Consider the following 20,405-nt stretch of genomic DNA (forward strand, 5'->3'; position numbering starts at 1 on the left):
TCCTACGGGTCGTCTTACACGCGCATGGCCGCCGCAAGGCGGCCTTCGCTTCTTTAGCATGGATATCGAATGTTCTTCCGCAACCTCACCCTGTTCCGTTTTTCCCCCGCCGTCGCGGATGACTTGAAGCGTCTGGACGAAGCGCTGGGCGAGCACCGTCTGCGCCCCTGCGGCCCGCTGGAAATGTTCACCAAGGGCTTCGTGCCGCCGGTCGGCCGCGGCGACGACGCGCCGCTCACCCACGTGGTGAAGCACTGCACCATGGTCACCGTGGGCGGCGAGGACAAGCTGCTGCCCGCCGCGGTCATCAACGACGAGCTGCATCGCAAAGTGCAGAAGATCGCCGAGGAGGAAGGTCGCAAGGTGGGCGGACGCGAGCGCAAGCGCCTCAAGGAAGACCTGCTCACCGAACTGCTGCCGCGCGCCTTCGTGCGCAGCTCGCGGATGTCGGCTTACGTGGACACGAAGCAGGGCTGGCTGGTGCTCGACACCTCCAGCCGCAAGTCGGCCGAGAACGCGCTCACGCAAATTCGCGAAGCGCTGGGCAGCTTCCCCGCGATCCCGCTGGCGCCGGAGGAAGGCCCGCGGGTGCTGATGACCGACTGGCTCGCCAACGGCACGCTGCCCGCCGGCCTCGCGTTCGGCGACGAGGTGGAACTGCGCGACCCGGCCACCGCCACCGGTGCGATCGCCAAGTGTCGTCGTCAGGATCTCGATGCGGAAGAAGTGAAGGAGCACCTGCGCAACGGCAAGCAGGTGTTCCAGCTCGGCCTGGTGTTCGACGACCGCATGAGCTTCGTGCTGGGCGAGGACCTGATCGTGCGCAAGCTGAAGTTCCTCGACGTGGTGCTGGACGAGATGGGCGACGGCCACGAGGACGCCCAGGCCGAGGCCGACGCCAGCTTCGCCCTGCTCACCCTGGAACTGGAGCGCCTGCTGGCCAAGCTGGAGGAGTGGTTCGGCTTGCCGCGTCCCAACGACGGTTGAGATTGGCGTCAGAACGGGCTTTCCGCAAGCCGTGACCGCCGACCCTTGCGCCGGGACGTGGTTCTCCCCACATACTGTCCCTCCGGGCACGCCGACCACGGCGGCGCCCGGACGTACAGGCAGCAGGCACATGGCGCAGCATCTCGAAGGCGACTGGCTGGAACTGGCGACCGCAGGCGGCAACACCATCCGCGTGCTCAAGGCCGCCCACCCGCGTGCGCGGCGCTTGCGCCTCACCGTGACACCCAAGGGCGCGCGCGTCACCTATCCCGACGGCACCCATCCGGCCCAGGTCAGCGCGTTCCTGCGCCATCACGCCGACTGGCTGGAGCAGAAGCTCGACGAGCTGAACCTGATCGTGAAGCCGCTGCCGCCGCTGCGCGTGGGCCACGCCACTACGCTGCCGCTGCGCGGCGAGCTGGCCACGCTGGACTGGGCCGATGGCGCCTACCCGAAGATCGAGGCGCAGGCCGAAGGCCTCACCCTGGTGATCCCGCGCCCGCACACCCGCGCCCTGCCGGTGGCACGTGGCCTGCTGGCCTCGCATTTCGAATCGCTGATCCGCCGCGACGTGTCACGCTGGCTCGCGTTCTACGTGCCGCAGCTCGGCCTTGCGCCCACCGCGCTGAAGGTGCGGCCGATGAAGAGCCTGTGGGGCAGCCTGGACACCCGCGACCGCATTAACCTCGACCTCGCGCTGGCGCTCGCGCCACCCGCTGCGCTGCGCTACGTGCTGGTGCACGAACTCTGCCATCTGCGCGTGCGCAGCCACGCGCCGCGTTTCTGGGCGCAGGTGGAAGGCTTGCTGCCCGACTGGCGCGAGCAGCGCGACTGGCTGCGCGGCAACGGCGCCACGCTGAAAGCCGAACTGGATCGGCTGGTGGCGGATGTGGCGGATTAAGGGGGCGCGGAGACGATAGCGACTTTCATCGCTGTCGCACCGTGCTTCTACTTGTGGCGTTTCAATTGCCCCTATGATCTGGCGATGTCCGCTTTGGGTCGAAGGCGGGCGTTAGCTGGATGTCTCCAACACTTTTACGGCGGGCTTATAGCCTTGACTCGCCGCCCGTTTCAGCCAGAACTTCGCACGCCTTCTGTCGTCGGGAGCCACTCGAGTACGGAGTAGTGCATAGGCAGTGAATGCACAGTTCGCGCTCCCGTTTTCCGCTCCGATGATCGCCCATCTCAGTGCCTCATCCAGATTGACGGTGACGTTTGAGTAGAAACGCGAAAGGCGAAGAGCTGAGCCCCCCGATCCATCGAGGGCCTCTTGGGAAAGTTGCTGAACTTGCGAAGGCGTCAGAACAAACTCTTGCTCAGCGAATGTTTGATCGGCAGCTAAAAGGCGATTGGAGGGGCACGCCAACGTCATCAAACTGAGCAAGAGTACAAAGTGAAATCGATGCCGCATCGTCTATTCCTGGGTTTGGGCGTGCAGGCTAAATCGGCTTCTTCAGTGCCCGCTCCGTGTCGAAAGAGGGCAGCCGAGTATACGAGTCGCCTGACAACCGTCACTCGATCATGGCGCAGCGCAAGTGCATGCTGACGGCATCGCTCCCGCGGAAGTCACCGCCATGTCCCTTCCCTTCGGCACCGTCGTTTCCCTGATCTGGGCGGCTTGGCTGCTGTACTGGTTCGTCAGCGCGTTTGGCACCAAGCGGGCGGCGCGGGTGGACAGCCTGGGCACGATGCTGGTGTACCGGGTGCCGCTGCTGCTGGGTTTCGCCCTGCTGTTCTCGAACCTCCCCTGGGCGGGATTGGAATGGTTGTGGCGAGCTTTCCTTCCGGCCGCGATGGGTTGGGCCTGGCTGGGCCTGCTCCTGCTGCTGCTCGGCGTGGGCTTCGCCTGCTGGGCGCGCGTGGCGCTGGGGCGCAACTGGAGCGCCACGGTGCAGTTGAAGCAGGGTCACGAGCTGGTCGTGGTCGGCCCGTACCGCTGGGTGCGCCATCCGATCTACACCGGCATCCTGCTGGGCCTGTTCGGCACGGCGCTGGTCATCGGCGAGTGGCGCGGCTTGCTCGCGCTGGCGCTGGTCGCCGCCGGCTTCTGGTTCAAGCTGCGCCACGAGGAGGTCTGGATGCGCGAGCGCTTCGGCGCCGCCTACGTGGACTACATGCGGCATACCAAGGCGCTGATTCCCGGCATCGTGTGACATCGCGGCCAAGGTGAATGGACGTCCATCCGCACTTGTGCGGGCAAGGGCGTGCGGCGCATGCTCGGCCGGTTCTTCCCTGGCCACCGGAGCGATGCCGGACATGAAGCATTACTGCTGTCGATTGCTGGCGCCGCGTGCCACGTTTCCCGGTGACATGACGCCGGCCGAGGCGGCGGCGATGCACGAGCATGCGGGCTATTGGCGCGAGCGCATGCGCGAGGGCAAGGTGGTGGTGTTCGGGCCGGTGCGCGATCCGGTGGGCGCGTGGGGCCTGGCCGTGTTGCAGCTGCCGGACGACGAGGAACCTGCCGCACTGATCGACGGCGATCCGGTGATCCGTGCCGGCCTCGGCTTCCGCTTCGAGATCCACCCGATGCAGGCGGTGCTGCCGGAGTCGTCGCGCGGCTAGCGGCGTCAGCTGTCGAAACGGCCGGCGCCGGCGCGTCTAGGCCGTGGGCGACGCGATGCCGCGTCGCCATCACCGGGAGCCCTGCCATGAATTACAGCATCCTGATCTACGAGACCGCGGCCGATTTCGCCGTGCGCAACGACCCCGATCCCGAGCGGCGCGAAGCCTACTGGTCGGCGTGGCCACCGTATGCCCAGGCGCTGCGCGAGGCCGGCGTGTTCGCCGGCGGCGCCGGACTGGAGCCGCCGGATACCGCCACCACGCTGCGCTTCCGCGGCGACGAGCAGCTGGTGCAGGACGGCCCGTTCGCCGACACCAAGGAGCAGCTCGGCGGCTTCTTCATCGTCGACGTGCCCGATCTCGACGCCGCGCTGGCCTGGGCCGCGCGCGTGCCGCGTTCGCCCGGACGGGTCTGCGAGGTGCGGCCCAACCTGAAACCTATGGGTTGACGCGTTCTGTCGAAACCATCGTTGCCCGCGCGTCCATGTCACGGACGCCCACCGCGCCCGCCCATCCTTCGGAGAACCGCCATGCAATGCACGATCTTTGTCCACGAGCAGGCCCACATCATCGCCATGCGCAACGATCCGGTGCAGCGCGCCGCGCTGTATCCGCCGATCGGCGCCTACCTCGACGCGCTGAAGGAGGCCGGCGTGTTCGTTGCCGGCGCCGGGCTGGAAGAACGGTCCACGGCCACCGTGCTGTCCGCCGCCGGCAGCAGCTGGCAGGCGCAGGACGGCCCGTATGCCGACACCAAGGAACAGCTGGCCGGCTTCTTCCTGATCGACGTGCCCGACCGCGCCACTGCGCTGGCCTGGGCGCGGCGCTGTCCGGTGTTGCCGGGACGCACGGTCGAGTTGCGCGGCAACTTGTGCCGGCCGGAGGAGATGCAACCGGCCGTGCACGCGGTACAGGCATGAGCGCTCGGCTCCGGCCATGAAGGAACGCGCCGCCGCCAGTGTGCCCGTCGATGCCGAGGCGCTGTTCCGCGCGCTCGCCTCGCGCCTGGGCGAAGCGAGCACGGTCGCGCCTGCGCAGCGTTTCGGCGACGGCGCGCTGAAGGTCGATGGCCGCATCTACGCCGCGCTCAGCCACGGCCGCCTCTTGCTCAAGCTGCCGGTCGCGCGCGTGGAGGCGCTGCTGGCGGCGGGGCAGGGCGAACGTTTCCGCTCCGGTGGCCGCGTGATGAAGGCGTGGGTCACGGTTGGGCCGGAACACGGCGAGGAGTGGCTCGCGCTGGCGCGCGAAGCGCGCGCCTTCGTCGCCGGCCCTGCACGATGATGGCGGCCGCATGAGCGTCGACGCGACGCATCGCGCGGTCGAGCAGGCGGCACGCGAATCCTACGGCCGCCTGCTCGCCTTCCTCGCCGCGCGCACGCGCGACGTGGCGGCCGCCGAAGACGCGCTGGCCGAGGCCTTCCATGCGGCGCTGGAGCACTGGCCGCGCGATGGCGTGCCCGCACAGCCGGAGGCCTGGCTGCTCACCGCCGCGCGGCGCCGGCTGATCGATGCGTCGCGGCGCGCACAGGTGCGTCGCGACGCGTTGCCCGCGCTGCTGGTTGCGGCGGATGCAGCGGAGGAACAACTCGTGCCCGATCTCGCGTTTCCCGACGAACGTCTCAAGCTGCTGTTCGTCTGCGCGCACCCGGCGATCGCCCGCGACGTGCACACACCGCTGATGCTGCAGACCGTGCTGGGGCTGGATGCCGCGCGCATCGCCTCGGCCTTCCTGGTGAAGCCGGCCACCATGGGCCAGCGGTTGAGCCGCGCCAAGGCGAAGATCCGCGATGCCGGCATCGCGTTCGAGCTGCCGCTGGCCGGTGACTTGCCGGCGCGGCTCGGCGCCGTGCTGGAAGCGATCTACGCCGCCTACGGTAGCGGCTGGGACGACGTGGCAGGCGCCGATCCGCGTCGTCGGGGCCTGGCCATCGAAGCGGTGGCGCTGGGCCGCACCTTGCTGCAGCTGCTGCCGGCCGAGCCCGAGGCGCGCGGCCTGCTGGCGCTGATGCTGTACTGCGAATTGCGCCGCGCCGCGCGCCGCGACGAGAGTGGCACCTACGTGCCGCTGTCGCGGCAGGACACTATGCGCTGGTCGCGACCGCTGATCGCGGAAGCGGATCGTCTGCTGCAGGCTGCCCAGCGCGCGGGGCGGCTGGGCCGCTTCCAACTGGAAGCGGCGATCCAGGCCGTGCATGCGCGCCGCGCCGTCAGCGGCGTCACCGACTGGGAAGCGCTGGCGCTGTTGTACGAAGGGCTGGTGCGTCTCGCACCCGGCATCGGCGCCCTGGTGGGCCGGGCCGCCGCGGTGGCCGAAGCGCGCGATGCCGAACACGGCTGGGCGCTGCTGCAGGCGATTCCGGCCGAGGCCGTGCGCGACTACCAGCCCTACTGGGCGCTGGCCACGCACCTGCTCGCGCGCCTGCAGCGCCATGGCGAAGCGGATACGGCCCGCGAGCGCGCGATCGGCCTGTGCGAAGACCCGGCGATGCGCACATTCTTGCGGCAACAGGGGCGTCGTCCGCACTGAGTTCCGGTACGGAAGACAACGCCGGCGCGGGCCGATTGAACCAAAACGGCCGAAACGGGCATGAACACATGTCGGGATCAGGCGATCCCGGTGATGGGTCATGCACGACAGCAAGCGAAGACGGCCGGAACCGGCGGCATGGCGGCAAGCGACCACGCCGACTGCTGGCGCACCGATCTGCGCGCAACGCCGTGACCTCGTCTCGCCACGCAACCCGAACGGAGGAACCCTCCATGTCACGCATTCCGATTTCCGCGCCGATCCTGCGCCGTCTCGCCACCGCCCTCGTCGTGGCCGGCGTTGCCACCATCAGCTTGCAGGCGAAGCCGGCGCTCGCCCGCGGCGGCGACGACGGCAACATCCTCGTCGCCGACCAGTTCAACAACCGCGTCGTCGAGATCAACCGCCGGACGCACCAGGTGGTGTGGCAATTCGGCAACGGCTCCGATCTGCCCGGCCCGCACAGCGTCGTGGGCACCAACGACGCCGAGCGCTTCGGCTCGCTCACCCTGATCTCCGGCACCGGCACGCCGCCGGGGCTGCCCGGCTGCAGCGACACGGTGAACGGCTGTCCCGACAACCGCGTGATCGTGGTCGATCCGCACGGCGACATCGTCTGGCAATACGGCCAGGCGGGCGTGGCCGGCGCCGGTCCGGACCAGCTCAACACGCCGGTGCAGGCGCTGTTCCTGGTCAGCTTCCCGGGCCACTACGGACCGCACGTGCTGATCGCCGACCAGGCCAACCAGCGCATCATCCTGGTCAACCTGCGCAAGCAGGTCGTGTGGCAGTACGGCACCACCGGCGTCAGCGGCAGCGGGCCGAACCAGCTCGACAACCCGAACAGCGCCGAGCTGCTGGCCAATGGCCACGTCCTGATCGCCGACGAGAACAACAACCGCGTGATCGAGGTCACCCGGACCGGCGCACTGGTGAAGCAATTCACCGCGCTGGGCACGGTGAGCGGCGCGGCGTTCGCCAGCCGCTTGCCGAACGGCGACACGCTGATCACCGATTCCAACAACAACCGCATCGTGGAGGTGGATGCGAGCGACAACCCGGTGTGGCAGTACTTCACCAACACCGAGGCGGGCAGCAATCCCACGCCCTTGCCCACGCGCGCGGTGCGCCTGCGCAACGGCGACACGCTGATCAGCGACCAGTTCAACGACCGCGTGATCGAAGTGAACATGCTGGGCAAGACCGTGTTCACGCAAGGCGCGCTGAACACGCCCGGCAGCGGCTACGACCAGCTCAACGGACCCTACGACGCCAAGCAGATCGGCGACTTCACCGGACTGACGCCGCCGTTTGGCAAATGAGCGCGTGCAGGGATCGACATTGGAACACGCGACGCTTGTTCGATGTCTCCAGCCTCACAAGCGAAAAAGCGCCCTCTCACCCCGACCCTCTCCCCCAAGCGGAGCTTGGGGGAGAGGGAGACGGGCGCAGCGCGCTCTTCCGAATCCCGGCGGTTCAGTGCGACAGCGCGAACGCGGTGAGGATCTGCGCGGTTTCCTCGGGTTTCTCCAGCTCGGGCATGTGGCCGCAACCGTTCAGCGTGCTGGTGCTGATCGCGCTGGCGTGCGTCAGGCCGTTGCGCAGGCTGTCCAGCGCGGAGATGTCGATCACCTTGTCGTCCTTGCACCACAGGCCCAGCACCGGCATGGTCAGTTGGTCGAGCCGGTTCTGCACGGCGAGGTATTGCGAGGGTTCGCGCAGTTCGCCCAGCACCTTGGCGATGAAGGCGTGGTCCTTCACGTTGCGCGCCACCAGCACGTCGACGAAGCGGCCGGGGATGTCGGGACGCTGGTCGAACACCAGGTCGGCGGCATGCCAGAAGCCGGCGCGATCGGAGAACACGAACGGGTCCTTGCCGGCCAGCGTCGCGCGTGCGAACGCGTTCTCCTTGAACTTCAACCCGAACGCGTCGACCAGCGCCAGCTCGCCCACGTGCTCGGGATGCTCGGCGGCGTAGACGCCGGCGATCGCGCCGCCCATCGAGTGGCCCACCAGCAGGAAGCGACCCAGGCCCAGGGTCTGCACGAAGGTCTGCAGGCGCGCGGCCTGGGCGTCGATGTTGTAGCTCGCGTTCGCATCGCGCGAGGACTCGCCCCAGCCCGGCAGGTCGGGAATGACCAGGTGGAAGTGCGGCGTGAGTTGCTTGGCTACCTCCAACCACACCTCCTTGCTGTCGGCGAAGCCGTGCAGCAGCACGATGGTGGGGCCTTCGCCGCCCTCGTAGTACGACCAGCGCGTGTCACCGGCCTGCACCGAATGCTTCTCCAGGTGCGCGGCCATCGCTTCGCGCGCGATGTTCGCGCGGAACAGCCACTGCGGCGCGAACAGGTAGCTGCCGCCCAGCAGCACGACCAGCGCCACCACCACGATGGCGAGGAACTTCAGGCGCCGAAACAGCATGCGCTGCCAGAGCGGGCGGTTGGAGGGGTTGGACATGGTTTCGAGCTCTCGTCGGTGGGGCGCCCGCCAGTGCGGGCGGGAAGCAAAGCCCGATTTACCTATTTGCCCTTTTTGGCGAGGCAAAAAGGGCCTCCACCGCCTGCTGGGTCAGCGGGTGGTAGCCGTCCTTCGCCTTGGCGTAGACCTGCTCGGCATAGGCGAGGCCCGCCGGTGTCTTCGCGAACGCGCCGTACACCGGCAGGGTGAGGTAGAGCCGGCCGATGCGGGTCATGTGCTCGGCGGCGGCCGGCCACACGGCCTTGTCGCCGGCGGCGATGGCGTGCACGTACCAGCGCATGCCGATCTCGGCGTTGTGCGTACCGGTAAGGTGCCAGGCGGCGTCGATCGCCTGCATGTCGGCGAGCTTGGGCATGTCGGGCAGGCGGTCGAGGAAGTACATCCACTCCTGCGTGTTCCAGCCCTTGGCATCGAGCTTCGCGGCCGGCAGCGTGCCGGCGAGGAAAGCCGTGCGTTCCTTGTCGACGGCATCGAACTGCGGCGAGTCGGGGATAGTCGCGTCCTTCGGGATACCGGTGCCGTAGACCCAGTCCTGCACCTCGTTCCAGCTCATCTTGCCCGGGTATTTGTCGATCAGGTTGGGCTTGAGGTCGGCCAGCATTTGTTCGGTGGTGATGCTGTGCCAGGCGTGGCGATCGAAGTAGCCCTTGAGCCAGGTGTCGAAGTCCTGGCGGCCGAACTTCTGCTCCAGCGTGCGCAGGAACCACGAGCCCTTGCTATAGGCCACGTCGGAGAGCGAGTCGTCGCCGCCGAGGCCCTTGGGGTCGGGCGCGAGCTTCTGCGCGTTCGCGGGCATCGCGCCGATGTCTTTCTGCAGCGCACGGATCGCCAGCAGGTCTTCCTCGGTGGCCTGGCGCTGGCCGTACAGCGCCTCGGTGATGCGGCCCTGCACGTAGGTGGTGAAGCCTTCGTTCAACCAGATGTCACGCCAGGTGGCGGCGGTGACCAGGTTGCCCGACCACGAATGCGCCAGTTCATGCGAGATCACGCTGACCAGGCTCTTGTCGCCCACGATGATCGTGGGCGTGGCGAAGGTCATGTTCGGGTTTTCCATGCCGCCGTAGGGGAACGACGGCGGCAGCACCAGCAGGTCGTAGCGGCCCCAGCGATACGGGCCGTACAGCGACTCGGCGGTGGCGATCATCTTCTCGGTGTCGGCGAACTCGCGCGCGGCGCCGTCCACCACGGAAGGCTCGGCATACACCGCCGAGCGCGGGCCGGTTTCCTTCACCGCGATGTCGCCGGCGGCGATCGCCAGCAGGTAGGAGGGAATCGGATGCGGCTGGGAAAAATCGAACGATCCGTCAAGAGGATGCTTCGCGTCGTTCAGCGCGCTCATCACCACGCGGATGTCCTTCGGCGCGCTGACGTGGGCGTCGTAGGTGAAGCGGATCGCCGGCGAATCCTGCAGCGGCACCCACGAACGCGCATGGGTGGACTCGGACTGCGAGAACATGAAGGGCGCCTTCTTGTCCGCCGTTTGCGCGGGCGGCAGCCACTGCAGGCCGGTGGCGCCGGGCGAGGTGACGTAGCGGATGCGCACCTGCGCCGGGTGCTTCGGCGCCTCGATGGTGAGCTTGCTGCCCATCGCCTTGACGGCCGGCGCCAGCGCGTACTTCAACGCGTGCGTCTTGCCGTTCGCGTCCACCGCCTCGACCGAGGCGACCTTCAGCGCGCTGGTGTCCAGCACCAGCGCGGGCGCCCTGGGATTCTTCCAGTCCAGCTTCAGCGTGGCCACGCCGTCCAGCTGCTTGTGCGGGAAATCGACCCTGAGATCGAGGTCCAGGTGGGTTACCACCACCTGGTCGGGCTGGGCGTAGGAGTTGGGGTCGTTGGCACGGGCGGCCAGCGGCAGCACGAGGGCGCCGAGGGCGAGGACGGGAAGCAGGCGCATGCAGCGGCTCCGGCAGGGAAACGGAAGCGCGGAGTATGCCACCGACACGCCGGCGGCCGCCCGTGACGGAAGCCCGGGTGGGCGTCGGCCCGACCCACCCGCGGCCGCCGGGACGGCTGTTTCTCGACGGCAAAAAGGTGCAAGCTTCCGGCATGGACGCCACCACCTGTCGCGCCCCGGTGGCTTACGGTTTGCAGAGGGAAGCATGCTGGTCGACGCGGATCCGACGGGGTTCGGCTACTTCACCGCCGCGCTGATCGCCACCACCGGCATCGCGCTCGCTTCCGGCGTGCAGTTCGTGGTGATCGGCTTGTGGCGCCGGCGCGAAACCATCCATCTTTCCTACGCGATGCTGTGCCTCTGTCTCGCCGGCTTGGCGCTGGGCAACCTGCTGTTGCGCACCGCCGGCGACCTGGCCGGGGCGACTTCCGCGCTGCGCTGGATGATAGGGATGTCGACCTTGTCCTTCCTGCCGTTCGTGGCGTTCATCGGCGCCTATACCGGCACGACGATCGCCTGGCGCGTGAAGCTGCTGCTGGGCGCACTGACGCTGCTGTTCCTCTGGCTCAACGGGGTGACGGCGACCACCTTGTTCTACACGCAACTGGTGGCGACACCGGGCGACGTGCTGCCCTGGGGCGAGCACTTGTACGGCATCGCCGGCACGGTCTCGATCTGGGGCTGGCTGTTCCATCTGGCGAGCTACTCGTTGTTCCTCTGGGCGCTGTGGCGCGCGTGGCGGCAGTACCGCCGTGGCGAGTCGATGCTGGCCCTGCTGCTGGGCATCTGCCTGCTGGTGCAGTTCGCGGCCTTGTTGTGGGGTGACATCGCGATCGACTGGCTCGGCGTGCGCTCGCCGTACCTGGATGCCTTCGCCTTCCTGCCCTTCGTGCTGCTGATGAGCCTGTCGCTGGCGGCCCAGCTGCGCCAGCGCTCGATGCAGCTGGAGCGCGCGAGGCAGGATCTGGAGGCCGAGGCGCATACGCGCCGCGAGGCCGAGCTGAGTCTGCGCCACATCGCCTACCACGACAGCCTGACCGGGTTGCCCAACCGCGCCCACTTGCTGGACCGCCTCGCCGAGTGGCATGCCGATGCGGTGGCGCGCGGTCAGCACGGCGCGCTGCTGCTGATCGACCTGGACAACTTCAAGACCATCAACGACGGCCTCGGCCACCATATCGGCGACCATCTGCTGCAGGCGATCGCCGACCGCCTGCTCGCGGTGGTGCCGCCGGAAGCGGTGCTCGCGCGCCTCGGCGGCGACGAGTTCGTGCTGCTGCTCGAACCGTTGCGGGGCACGCCGGACGACATGCAGGCGCGGGCGCAGCAGGTCGCCACCGACATGATCGCGCGCCTGGCGGAGCCGGTGAACGTGGGCAGTCGCGTGCTGGCCGTGGGTGCCAGCGTCGGCGTGGCGGTATTTCCCGCCGGCGAGCAGGACGTGGCCGACCTGCTGCGCCGGGCCGACATCGCGCTGTACCGGGCCAAAGCCGCCGGCCGCGGCACGGTGCGTCTGTTCCTGCCGCCGATGCAGCAGGAAGCCGACACGCGCCTGACGCTGGAGCGCGGTCTGCGCGCGGCGCTGGAGCAGGGCAGCATGGATGCGCAGTTCGCCCTGCATTTCCAGCCACAGCTCAGCCCGCAGGGCGAATTGCTGGGTGCCGAAGCGCTGCTGCGCTGGCGCCATCCGCAACTGGGCGACCTGTCGCCGGCCGAGTTCATCCCGATGGCCGAGGAAACCGGGCTGATCCACGCGCTCGGCAACTGGGTGGTCGGTGCGGCCTGCGCCTGCATCATGGCTTGGGATCGCGACGGCGTACCGTTCCGCGGGCGCCTGGCGGTGAACGTGAGCGCGTGGCAACTGGTGCAGCCGCGGCTCGCCGCGCTGTTCGAGGCGCAGGTGCGCGCGGCGGGCATCGAGCCCGCGCGGCTCACGCTGGAGCTGACCGAGAGCGCGTTGCTGCAGGATTTCGACAGCGCGCTGGCGACCATGCAGCAACTCGTGGCGGCGGGTTTCAAGCTCGCGCTGGACGACTTCGGCGTGGGCTACTCCGCGTTGAGCTACCTGCAACGGCTGCCGCTGGACATGCTCAAGATCGACCGCTCCTTCGTCAGCGAGTTGACGCCCGAGGTCGCCAGGCCGCTGGCGGGTTTCATCATCGACGTGGCCCACCGGCTCGGCATCGTCGCGGTGGCCGAAGGCGTGGAAACCGAGCCCCAGCGTCACGTACTGGAGCAGATGGGTTGCGACGGCCTGCAGGGCTACCTGATCTGCCGTCCGCTGGACGATGCCGGTTTCCGCCAGTGGCTGGGCGCCCTTTCCCTGGAGCGAGCGTAGCGCCCAGGGGGCGCTACGCCTGGCCGACCGCGGATCAGCCGTAGCGATCCGCCAGCTTGTCGGTCGCTTGCACCAGTGCATCGACGATGGCCGGATCGGCCGCGCTGTGGCCGGCCAACACGATGCGCAGCTCGGCCTCGGGCCACGCCGCATGCAGGTCGAGCGCGGTCTTCACCGGGCAGATGATGTCGTAGCGGCCGTGCACGATGGTGGCAGGGATGCGGCGGATCCTCGGCACGTCGCGCAGCAGCTGGTCCGGTTCGAGGAACATGCCGTGGCGGAAGTAGTGCGCTTCCAGGCGTGCGAGGCTCACCGCCTTGTGGGGATCGTCGAAATCGCCGCCGGCGTCCGGGTCGTGGACCAGGGTGGTGCTACCGCCTTCGTAGGCGCTCCAGGCCCGCGCGGCGGCGAGGCGCATGGCTTCGTCGTCGCCGTCGAGCCGCTTCCAGTAGGCCTCGATCATCGCGCCGCGTTCGGCCTCCGGGATGAAGTCGCGGAAGCGCGCCCAGCGCTCGGGGAAGATGTACTGCGCGCCGCCGTCCGCCTCGTTGAACCAGCGCAGTTCCTCGGGGCGAGCGAGGAAGATGCCGCGCAGCACCAGCCCAAGCACGCGCTCGGGATGCGCTTCGGCGTACGCCAGCGCCAGCGTGGAGCCCCACGAACCGCCGAACACCACCCAGCGCTCGATGCCCAGTTCCTCGCGCAACGCCTCGATGTCGGCGACCAGATGCGCGGTGGTGTTGTCGACGAGGTCGGCGAACGGCGTGGACTGGCCCGCGCCGCGCTGGTCGAACAGCACCACATGCCAGCGGGCCGGGTCGAAGAAGCGGCGATGGTACGGCGCGATGCCTGCGCCGGGGCCGCCGTGCAGGAACACCACCGGCAGCGCGTCGGGAGTGCCGCATTCCTCCACGTGGAGGGCGTGGCGCGCATCCACCGCGAGGCGGCGGGTGCGGAAGGGCTCGATCTCGGGGTACAGCTCGCGCATGGGATGCTCCTCATGTAGGAGCGCACCCTGTGCGCGAATGCTCTTGCCCTGATCGAGACACAAGGCAATCGCTCACAGGGTGCGCTCCTACCGGTCTGTATTCAGGTGAACTGCAACGTCTCGGTGAGATCCCCCGGCGCCGGGCTGCCCGCGTCGCGCATCGCCTGGTCGCGTATCGCGATGCCAGGCAGCGGTTGCAGCCCGAAGCGGCGGTTGAGGAAGCGCTGGATCGAGCCGGTGTCGTAGACGGTGTGCTCGACGTGGCCGCGCTTCGCGTGCGGCGAGACCACCAGCGCGGGAACGCGCGTACCGGGCCCCCAGCGGTCGCCCTTGGGCGGCGCCACGTGGTCCCACCAGCCGCCGTTCTCGTCCACGGTGATCACCACCAGGGTGTGCGGCCACAGCGGGCTCCGCTGCAGTGCTTCGACGATCTGCACGATGTGCGCATCGCCCGCGGCCACGTCGGAATAGCCCGCATGCATGTTGAGGTCGCCCTGCGGCTTGTAGAACGCCACCGCGGGCAGGGTGCCGTGCTTGATGTCGGCGAAGAGGCGGTTGCTGGCCGCGCCGCTGCCGGTGCCGCCGTCGCGCAGGTGCCGCGCGCGCGCGGCGCTGCCGGGCGCGAAGGCCGCGAAATAGTTGAACGGCTGGTGGTGTTCCTGGAAATTCGGTCCGTAGGGAAAGCTGTCGTGCGTGCCGCGCACGCCCTTGCCGTCCAGCGCCAGCTGCCAGCCGCCCGCGTACCAGGCCCAATCCACGCCCGCGGCACTGAGTCGGTCGCCGATGGTGGCGTGCACCTGCGGCGGCAGCGTGCTGGGGTCGGCGGGGTCGGCCAGCAGCGAATTCTTCGGGTCCCTGGTGAAGGCCGGCGCGTAAGGCGGCCCCATCGTGTTCACCGCCCAGAAGTCGGGCGTGAGCGCCATGCGCGAGGCGAACTTCGGCCGGCCCTGCATCGCGCTAGTGGGCGAATCCGCGGCCAGCTTCGGACGGATGCCGGCGGGGTCGTCGCCGTCCAGTTCGGTGATCTGGAATTTCGCCGGGGCCTGGTCCGCATGCGGAAAGAACGGCGGCTGCGCGGCGACCAGGTACTGGTGGTTGAGGAAGGAGCCGCCGAAGGCACCCATGAAGAAGTTGTCGCACAGCGTGTACTGCTTCGCCAGCTGCCACAGCGCGAGCTTGTCCGCGCTGTCGCCGTAGCGGCCCATCACCAGCGCGCCGCTGTCGCCCCAGGCCACGAAGCCGTCGTTCCTGCCGCCGTTGATCTGCAGCTGGTTGGTGTAGAAGCTGTGGATCAGGTCGCGGGTGACCAGTGCCTGCGGCAGTGGCTGGCCGTCGGGCGTGGCGAGCGCGAACGGCGCGTTGGCGAGGCCGCGGATCGCGTCCTCGCCAATCTGGTACTCGCGGCCGTCCAGCACCTGCTTGTGCGGCATCAGGCCGTGCCAGATCGGCGGCAAGTTGTCGAGCAGTCCACCGTCGCGGTCGCGCTGGCGGTAGCGCTCGGGTGCCAGCGCGGACAGCGGCTGCGCGAGACCGGGGAAATCCCCGAACAGGTTGTTGAAGCTGCGGTTCTCCGCGTAGATCACCAGCACGTGGCGGATGTGCTCGCGCAGCGCGGCATCCAGTGCTTCGCTGGTGCTGCTGGCGATGTGCGCGGCCTGGGTGCTCGTGGCAGTCTTGCAGCCGCCCATGGCCAGCGCGGCGCCGGCCAGCGCGATGCCGCCCAGCAGTCGGCGGCGCGCGGGATCGTTGGGTGCATCGTCGGTGGCGACGGGCGGAATGGGTGGCAGCTTCTCGGTCATGGCGGCGTACTCGTCAGCAGCGAGAGGTGGAGAGTATGCACGCCGCGCGTGGGCGGATGTTCCGACGGAAGCGTCGCATTCACATGACGCCGACAGGCGTCGACGCGACGGGACAGGCATGGTTCATCGACGGACCGCACGCGGGCCTGCATGCACGCCTCCGTCAGTCCAGCGGCAGCTTGCGCGCGGCGTCCCACATCGCGCGGGTGAGCGCGCGGTTCGCGTGCGGCGCCTGCAGCACGATCAGGGTGGTGGTGCTGATGCTGGAATGGATCTTCAGCAGGCGGTCGAGCACGCTTTCGAGGTGGCCGATGGACATCGCCACCACGCGCAGCAGGGCGGAGTCCTCGCCGGCGAGGCGGCGGCAATCCAGCACCTCGGGGATGTCGGCGACGATCTGGCCGATGCGCGCGCAGATGCCGCCGTCGCAGCGCAGCCGCACCATCGCTTCGATGCGATAGCCCAGCCGCTTCGGCTCCACCACCGCGCGATAGCCGGTGATCACGCCGGCTTCCTCCAGCCGCTTCACGCGCTCGGCCACGGCCGGTGCGGAGAGCTTCACCTTGCGCCCCAGCTCGGCGTAGCCCAGGCGCGCGTCGCGCTGCAGGGCTTCGAGGATGTGCCAGTCCTTGGCGTCCAGATCAGGTTTCGATTCCAAGGCGGTATGCTCCGGTTTCGTTTCGACCGACGGCGAAACATTCCGCCGGCCTGTCGATGCATTATTCCGCGGCATCGCGCGCAAGACTAGGATGCGCACTCCCCCGGCACAGAATCCGCCCCATGGTTTCCACCGAACGCCTCGATGCGCGGGCTCTCGTCTGCATCGCCATCGCCCTGCTCACCTGGTCGTCGGCGTATGCCGCGATCGCCTATGCGCTGGCCTCGTTCACGCCGGGCGAAGTGGCGTTCTCACGCCTCGCGATCGGCTCGCTGTGCTTCGCGGCGTTGCTGGCGGCGAAACGCGTGCCGCTGCCGGCGCGGCGCGACTGGCCGCAGCTCGTGCTGCTGGGCCTGATCGGCCTCACCACCTATCACGTCTGCCTCAACTGGGCGGAAACGCGCATCGCCAGCGGCACCGCGTCGATCGTGATCTGCCTGGTGCCCGCGGCGACCGCGGCGGTGTCGGCGCTGTGGCTGCGCGAGCGCCTGAGCCTGCGCACCTGGGTCGGTCTGGGCGTGGCGCTGGCCGGCACGGTGCTGGTGGTGCTGGCCAGCGGCCAACGCGTGGAAGCCGATCCGAAGGCGTTGCTGGTGCTGGTCTGCGTGCTCGCTTCGGCGGTCTATTTCGTGGGACAGAAGCCGCTGTTCGCGCGTTCCAGCACGCTGGCGGTCACCGCCTTCACCTTCTTCGTGGGCACCTTGGGCTGCCTGCCGTTCGCGAGCGGCTTGCCGCAGGCGCTGGCGGCGGCGCCGTGGTCGCATGTCGCCGCGCTGCTATGGCTGGGCATCGCGCCGAGTTTCCTCGGCTACCTCGCGTGGAACGTGGCGGTGCATCGCGCCAGCGCCTCGCGGGTGTCCAGCTTCATCTACCTGTCGCCGCCCATCGCGATCGTGATCGGCTGGGTATGGCTGGGCGAGGTGCCCGGTGCGATGGTGCTGGTCGGCGGCGCGATCGTGATCGGCGGCGTGGTGCTGGCGAACGCGCGGCGTCGTTCCGCGGCACCCGCGGCGACGCTGGCCGAGGCCTGCAAGCCGTCCTGAACTTCCAACCATCGAAAAGGAGTGTCGCGTGTACGAGCTCTACATCGCCAACAAGAACTACTCCTCGTGGTCGCTGCGGCCGTGGATTCTGCTGCGCGAGCGTGGCATTGCGTTCGACGAGAAGCTGGTGCCGTTCCTCGGCGGCGCCGGGGCGAACTGGGACGAGTTTCGCGCGTTCTCGCCCAGCGGCAAGGTGCCCTGCCTGCGCGACGGCGACACCGTGGTGTGGGATTCGCTGGCGATCACCGAATACGTGGCCGAACGCGATCCCGGCGTGTGGCCGGCCGATGCGCAGGCGCGCGCGTGGGCGCGTTGCGCCGCCGCCGAGATGCACTCCGGTTTTCCCGAGCTGCGCAACGTATGCACGATGAACTGCGGCGTGCGCGTGCGCGTCGAGGCGACCAGCGCGGCCTTGCGCAAGGATCTCAGCCGCATCGAGGAGCTGTGGAACGAAGGGTTGGCGCGCTTCGGCGGCCCCTTCCTCGCCGGCAAGGCCTTCACCGCGGTCGATGCGTTCTACGCGCCGGTGGCGTTCCGCATCCAGAGCTACGGCCTGCGACTGGGCGACGCCGCGATGGCTTACGCGCAGCGCCTGCTCGACCGGCCCGCGATGCGCGCGTGGTACGACGCGGCCTTGGCCGAAACCTGGCGCGACCCGGAGCACGAGGACGAGGCGCGGCGGGCGGGCCTCTGGCTGCAGGATCTGCGCACGGCTTGAAGCACCGGAACGCCGGTCATCGCGGGGTGGCCCCGCGATGGCCGGCGCGCTCGTGGATCAACGCTTCGCGCGGTTGTGCTTGGTGCGGTAGATGCGCTTGCTGTCGCGGTTGTCGGCGCGCTGGATGCGCTTCTGTTCGCGCGGGCCAACGCGGCCGTTGTTGGTGCCCGCCACGTGTTCCATGTGGTCGACATGCGCCTGGCGGCCCTGCATGCGCGCGTCCTCGCGGTTGGTGAGCTGGCCGGACTTCACGCCGTTGGCCAGACGTTGCTCCTGGTTCGCGTTGCGCTGCGCGTCGGCCTGCAGTCGGCGCGACGAGGCCGAGTTCGGGTTGCCCGTGATCGCGTCGTGCTTGTCCTTGTAGATAGCGTTGCTGTCGCGGTTCTGCATGTGCTGGATCTGCGCGTTCTCGGCCTTGGTCATCGGGCCGTTGCGCATGTCGCGCTGCTCGGTGCGGTCCAGGTTCGCCTGGCGCTGTTCCAGGTTGGATGCCTGGCGGGTGCTGAGCTGGCCGGACTTCAGGCCCTGGTCGATGCGCTGCTGCTGGTTGGCGTCGCGCTGGGTGTCGCTGGCCGCGTTCTGGGTCGGCGTGGTCTGCGCCTGCACGGCGGCGACGCCGCCCAGCCCGCACAGGCCCAGCAGGCCGACGACCAGCCACTTCTGCGTATGGTTCTGCATGGTGTTCTCCTCCTCTCATGGTGCCGCCCGTTGCACGGGCGGTCTGGAGCGGAGAACGGGGCGTCCGGAACGCCGATGACGCGCCGACCGGCGCCTGTTCAGGCGCCAGTCGAACTGCGGCACGATCCGGCTCAGGCTAGCGGAGTGACCCGCAGCACGGCCGGATCGTCGGCATGTTCCAGCAGCAGCCGGCGCACGCGGTCCTGCCAGGCCGCGCCGAACGCGGCACGCTGCACGGCGGTGGCGTCCGGCTGCATCGCGGCGCCCATCAGGGCGCGTGCCTTCGGCGACGGCGGCACGCTGGAGAGGTCCAGCGCCACCATCACCGACTTGCCATTGTCGCGACGGGTGAAGCGGACCGCCTCGCCGTCCGGCGCATCCGCGAAGCCCAGCAATCCCTGCCGCACGAATCGGCCGCTAATGCCGTGGAAGCCGTTTCCGGCGGCGGCGCCGGTGACCAGGGTGAGCACCTGCGAGATCACGCCGGTGACGCCTTCGTCCTCCGGTGCCGGCATCTGCACCGTGATGCCGCCGCGTTCGGCCGACTCGTGCGGATACAGCGCGCGCAGCGCCGCGCGGGCCATCAGCCAAGCGCCGGCCACGGTGGGGCAGGAGTGGCCGGCCACGCGCACTGCGTCGAGGTAGTGGTATTCGAGCAGGCCGCCCGCGGCCGCGCCGAGCAGGTCGGCCAGCGGGTCGCGCACCAGGATGCGCGGCGCCTCGTCGAAAAAAGCGGGATGCATCGTCATTCCCCCGGCAGGCCGGTGATGCCGAAGTCGATCACCACCGCGTCGGCGTCGCGCTGGCGGTAGGTCACCGTGAGGTGTTCGCCGAGGCGTTCGCGCAACTGGGCGATCAGGGGCAGCGGATCGTGGTCGTTGACGAAGCGCATCGTCTCGCCCGAGCGCAGTGCGCCGATCGCGCCGTAGATCGCCGAGTGGCGGAAACGCCGCGCCACGCCGCGGGCGTCGAAGAGGTGGGTGTGCTGGTCGAAGACGGTGTCGGGGGACATCGGCGTGTGCTCGCGGGAAAGGGAGCACAACCATATGCCGCGTGCCGCGGCGCGCCACTGACCTGGATCAACCGCGTTGTCAGTCGGCTGCCACCGCGCTCAGGCGCCGCAGGGCACGGCGACGGCCGATCGCGGGAAAGACGCGGGCGAGCAGCGGGATCGTCAGCAGGAAGAAGTTGTTGTTGCCCGGCATGTGCGGTGCCGCCAGCAGCGCGGCGATGGCCGCCGTGGGCAGGGTCAGTGCGCGCCAGCGCAGCGCGTTGACTTCCTCAGGCGGTACCCCGGCGCGCACCCGCCCGGGCCGGAGCGCGAGCTGGAACAGCAGCAACTGCAGCAGCCCGGCGGCGAGCAGGGTGGCCGAGTAGAACACCTCCGGTACGCGCGCGAGCGGGTTGGAGCTCATCAGCGCGGTGGCGAAGGGCATGAAGGCGACCACCATCAGCAGCAGCATGTTCGGCCACATCAGGCGGGGTTCGTAGCCGTCCAGCACGCCGAACAGCCGGTGGTGCGCAATCCACAATGCGCCGATGGTGAGAAAGCTCAGCATGAAGCCCATGAAGCTCGGGATCAGGTGCGCCAGCGCAGCGAGGTAGGCGGCATCGTCCAGGGTGTCCAGCCGCGGCACGTGCACCTCGATCACCAGCAGCGTGATCGCGATGGCGAATACGGCGTCGGAGAAAGCCTTCAGGCGTTCCAGTTGCTGCGTTCCCTGGCTCACAT

At 69.0% G+C, this 20,405-nt stretch carries 21 protein-coding genes; 12 read left to right on the forward strand and 9 right to left on the reverse strand.

The genetic code is table 11. The annotated features are described in order from the left end of the window. Positions 1 to 69: 69 nt before the first annotated feature. The 9 genes from B0E52_RS07630 (at position 70) to B0E52_RS07670 (ending at position 7,401) form a co-directional block, all read left to right on the forward strand. Positions 70 to 987: a recombination-associated protein RdgC gene (locus B0E52_RS07630; RefSeq protein WP_077483212.1), complete on the forward strand. Its 918-nt coding sequence runs from the start codon at positions 70 to 72 to the stop codon at positions 985 to 987. Between the two features lie 130 nt (positions 988 to 1,117). Continuing rightward, positions 1,118 to 1,888, forward strand: coding sequence for a YgjP-like metallopeptidase domain-containing protein (locus B0E52_RS07635; protein ID WP_077483214.1), 771 nt, complete (start codon positions 1,118 to 1,120; stop codon positions 1,886 to 1,888). 673 nt (positions 1,889 to 2,561) lie between these two features. Further along, positions 2,562 to 3,140, forward strand: a complete 579-nt coding sequence (locus B0E52_RS07640; RefSeq protein WP_077483215.1) for an isoprenylcysteine carboxylmethyltransferase family protein — start codon at positions 2,562 to 2,564, stop codon at positions 3,138 to 3,140. Positions 3,141 to 3,243: 103 nt separating this feature from the next. Continuing rightward, a complete protein-coding gene (locus B0E52_RS07645; protein ID WP_077483380.1) occupies positions 3,244 to 3,552 on the forward strand; it encodes a YciI family protein in 309 nt (102 codons plus the stop codon). 86 nt (positions 3,553 to 3,638) lie between these two features. Continuing rightward, on the forward strand, positions 3,639 to 4,001 hold the full coding sequence (locus B0E52_RS07650) for a YciI family protein (protein ID WP_077483217.1): 363 nt from the start codon (positions 3,639 to 3,641) through the stop codon (positions 3,999 to 4,001). An 81-nt stretch (positions 4,002 to 4,082) separates the two neighbouring features. After that, positions 4,083 to 4,472: a YciI family protein gene (locus tag B0E52_RS07655; protein WP_077483219.1), complete on the forward strand. Its 390-nt coding sequence runs from the start codon at positions 4,083 to 4,085 to the stop codon at positions 4,470 to 4,472. Between the two features lie 16 nt (positions 4,473 to 4,488). Beyond that, the gene (locus B0E52_RS07660) at positions 4,489 to 4,833 is read left to right on the forward strand and encodes a hypothetical protein (protein WP_077483221.1); all 345 of its coding nucleotides are present in this window, start codon (positions 4,489 to 4,491) and stop codon (positions 4,831 to 4,833) included. A gap of 10 nt (positions 4,834 to 4,843) precedes the next feature. Next, positions 4,844 to 6,079 carry a DUF6596 domain-containing protein gene (locus B0E52_RS07665; RefSeq protein ID WP_077483223.1) on the forward strand — a complete coding sequence of 412 codons (1,236 nt, stop codon included), beginning with the start codon at positions 4,844 to 4,846 and terminating at the stop codon, positions 6,077 to 6,079. 233 nt (positions 6,080 to 6,312) lie between these two features. After that, on the forward strand, positions 6,313 to 7,401 hold the full coding sequence (locus B0E52_RS07670) for a hypothetical protein (protein WP_077483225.1): 1,089 nt from the start codon (positions 6,313 to 6,315) through the stop codon (positions 7,399 to 7,401). A 154-nt stretch (positions 7,402 to 7,555) separates the two neighbouring features. Here the strand turns inward: B0E52_RS07670 and B0E52_RS07675 are convergent, their stop codons facing one another. Further along, positions 7,556 to 8,500 carry an alpha/beta hydrolase gene (locus tag B0E52_RS07675; RefSeq protein WP_077483381.1) on the reverse strand — a complete coding sequence of 315 codons (945 nt, stop codon included), beginning with the start codon at positions 8,498 to 8,500 and terminating at the stop codon, positions 7,556 to 7,558. A 94-nt stretch (positions 8,501 to 8,594) separates the two neighbouring features. Beyond that, entirely contained in the window at positions 8,595 to 10,451 is a 1,857-nt protein-coding gene (locus B0E52_RS07680) for a M1 family metallopeptidase (protein ID WP_077483227.1), read from the reverse strand. Between the two features lie 205 nt (positions 10,452 to 10,656). Between B0E52_RS07680 and B0E52_RS07685 the strand changes: the two genes are divergently transcribed. Continuing rightward, entirely contained in the window at positions 10,657 to 12,789 is a 2,133-nt protein-coding gene (locus B0E52_RS07685) for an EAL domain-containing protein (protein ID WP_077483229.1), read from the forward strand. A gap of 34 nt (positions 12,790 to 12,823) precedes the next feature. On the opposite strand, the gene pip is transcribed toward B0E52_RS07685, so the two are convergent. The 3 genes from pip to B0E52_RS07700 form a co-directional block, all read right to left on the reverse strand. Next, on the reverse strand, positions 12,824 to 13,777 hold the full coding sequence (pip, locus tag B0E52_RS07690) for a prolyl aminopeptidase (protein ID WP_077483230.1): 954 nt from the start codon (positions 13,775 to 13,777) through the stop codon (positions 12,824 to 12,826). A gap of 101 nt (positions 13,778 to 13,878) precedes the next feature. After that, positions 13,879 to 15,576 (reverse strand): acid phosphatase, encoded by a 1,698-nt coding sequence (gene acpA, locus B0E52_RS07695; protein ID WP_077483232.1) that lies wholly within the window; start codon positions 15,574 to 15,576, stop codon positions 13,879 to 13,881. Positions 15,577 to 15,739: 163 nt separating this feature from the next. Beyond that, a complete protein-coding gene (locus tag B0E52_RS07700) occupies positions 15,740 to 16,234 on the reverse strand; it encodes an Lrp/AsnC family transcriptional regulator (RefSeq protein ID WP_077483234.1) in 495 nt (164 codons plus the stop codon). A gap of 122 nt (positions 16,235 to 16,356) precedes the next feature. Here B0E52_RS07700 and B0E52_RS07705 point away from each other — a divergent pair, with 122 nt between their 5' ends. Both B0E52_RS07705 and B0E52_RS07710 read left to right on the forward strand, forming a co-directional pair. Continuing rightward, positions 16,357 to 17,277: a DMT family transporter gene (locus tag B0E52_RS07705; protein WP_077483236.1), complete on the forward strand. Its 921-nt coding sequence runs from the start codon at positions 16,357 to 16,359 to the stop codon at positions 17,275 to 17,277. A 28-nt stretch (positions 17,278 to 17,305) separates the two neighbouring features. Then, the gene (locus tag B0E52_RS07710) at positions 17,306 to 17,995 is read left to right on the forward strand and encodes a glutathione S-transferase family protein (protein WP_077483238.1); all 690 of its coding nucleotides are present in this window, start codon (positions 17,306 to 17,308) and stop codon (positions 17,993 to 17,995) included. Positions 17,996 to 18,052: 57 nt separating this feature from the next. Here the strand turns inward: B0E52_RS07710 and B0E52_RS07715 are convergent, their stop codons facing one another. The 4 genes from B0E52_RS07715 to B0E52_RS07730 form a co-directional block, all read right to left on the reverse strand. Then, positions 18,053 to 18,673: a hypothetical protein gene (locus B0E52_RS07715; protein ID WP_077483240.1), complete on the reverse strand. Its 621-nt coding sequence runs from the start codon at positions 18,671 to 18,673 to the stop codon at positions 18,053 to 18,055. 131 nt (positions 18,674 to 18,804) lie between these two features. Further along, positions 18,805 to 19,416, reverse strand: coding sequence for an FmdE family protein (locus B0E52_RS07720; RefSeq protein WP_077483382.1), 612 nt, complete (start codon positions 19,414 to 19,416; stop codon positions 18,805 to 18,807). A 2-nt stretch (positions 19,417 to 19,418) separates the two neighbouring features. Next, positions 19,419 to 19,685, reverse strand: a complete 267-nt coding sequence (locus B0E52_RS07725) for a DUF2249 domain-containing protein (protein ID WP_077483242.1) — start codon at positions 19,683 to 19,685, stop codon at positions 19,419 to 19,421. Positions 19,686 to 19,764: 79 nt separating this feature from the next. After that, positions 19,765 to 20,403 carry a TMEM175 family protein gene (locus B0E52_RS07730; RefSeq protein WP_168174158.1) on the reverse strand — a complete coding sequence of 213 codons (639 nt, stop codon included), beginning with the start codon at positions 20,401 to 20,403 and terminating at the stop codon, positions 19,765 to 19,767. Between the last annotated feature and the right edge of the window lie 2 nt (positions 20,404 to 20,405).

Source organism: Rhodanobacter sp. C06 (assembly GCF_002001105.1).
GTDB lineage: Bacteria > Pseudomonadota > Gammaproteobacteria > Xanthomonadales > Rhodanobacteraceae > Rhodanobacter_A.